This is a genomic window from Synechococcus sp. R55.7 (genome assembly GCF_047461955.1).
GTDB lineage: Bacteria > Cyanobacteriota > Cyanobacteriia > Thermostichales > Thermostichaceae > Thermostichus.
The window spans coordinates 1-1,306 of the sequence record NZ_JANSIC010000351.1; the positions used below are offsets into that span (position 1 = coordinate 1).

Here is a 1,306-nt window from a genome sequence, read left to right on the forward strand (position 1 = left end):
GTTCCCCCTTCGGGGGGATCCCTAGAAATTGGAAACCCTATAGCCACAAAAAATCCCCCGCCAATAAGGCGGGGTTTTTCCTTCGGGGGGATCTATAGAATTGGAAACCTAGGGATCCCCAGTTGGAAAGAAATTGGAAACAGAGAAAAGATTAGAGTAAAGCCGGTGCTGCTCGGCAGAGGCCAGGCAGCGCTGTTGGTGCTCAGGCCACTCCTGGAGGGCTAGTTTTTGTTGTTCCTGGAGAAGGGTTTGTAGGTCTGAGTCTGCAGGCAGCTCGCCTTGCAAAACCTGCAAATCGTTAAAGCGGCCCAGTTGATCCTGCAAGCACTTCAGGGTTGCTATCCAATCTTGCATGGTTTCCCCGTAAAAGGGCGCAAAAAACTCCACCTGATAGCGCAGCCGTTTGGTGGCCTTGCGCAGCTCGTGCAGTTGCTCAGCCTGGGCTTCCGTTGCGGGGAAAGCAGGGATCCGCCAGCCTGGCTGCAGCAGCCACTGGGCCAGCAGGGGAGTCAGCAAGTGGGGCAAGCTTTCCGGCAAAGGCAGCTCCGCCTGGGGCTTATAGCGGGGGTGAGCCAGCCACTGCTCGCAGGCAGCTTGAAACGCCAGGAAGTCAGCATCTTCAAGAATGCGGCGGGAGCGTTTCTCGGCTTGGGTTCGACGTTGCTGCAGATCTTGTTTTAGCTTCTCCAGTTCTGCCTGCTGGGCTGCCGGGATCCCTTCCCAGCAAGGTTCCTGCAGGATTTCCAGCAGCACGTCCAGATCCCGCTGCTTGCCCAAAGCACTGGCCAGCTTTTGCAGGCGTTTGGGCTTGAGAGGCTTGGGCAGCCGGACGGATCCCTGAAATACCTGCACCCAGGTGCCAATACGGCGCAGGGTCACCCGGATTTGGTGCAGAGACTCTGCCGCTTCTGGATGCTGGGTCAGAACTCGCTTTACGTGTTTCTGCAGCCGCTGCCATTGCTGGCTCAACAGCTGGTGGGCCCAGGCGGCCACGGTTGGCAAGGGCGCAGATGAGGGCAAGGTCAAGTGCAAGGACTCCGTCCCGCTGACGCGAAAGGACTCCGTCCCGCTGACGCGATCGGTTTTCAGCTCAGCAGCAACAGCGTCCACAGCCAGTCTCCTCTACCCAAAACGAGAACCAAGAGAGCAGCAGGCTCTTTTCACATAGGTCATCCAGCCTAGCTTGAGGTTACCCCCGCCTCTTCCTTTTTAACCTAATCTTAACCTTGGTAAACCGAGCAGGCTGTGGCCAGGGAAACTGTCGCGAGCTTTGGCCTGTCGCGCCATTCCCGTCAGCGGAACAGAG

General features: G+C 57.7%; 1 protein-coding gene. It reads right to left on the reverse strand.

The features are described from left to right. Window positions 1-108 precede the first annotated feature (108 nt). A complete protein-coding gene (locus NW820_RS12410) occupies window positions 109-1,110 on the reverse strand; it encodes a CHAD domain-containing protein (protein WP_414357355.1) in 1,002 nt (333 codons plus the stop codon). Between the last annotated feature and the right edge of the window lie 196 nt (window positions 1,111-1,306).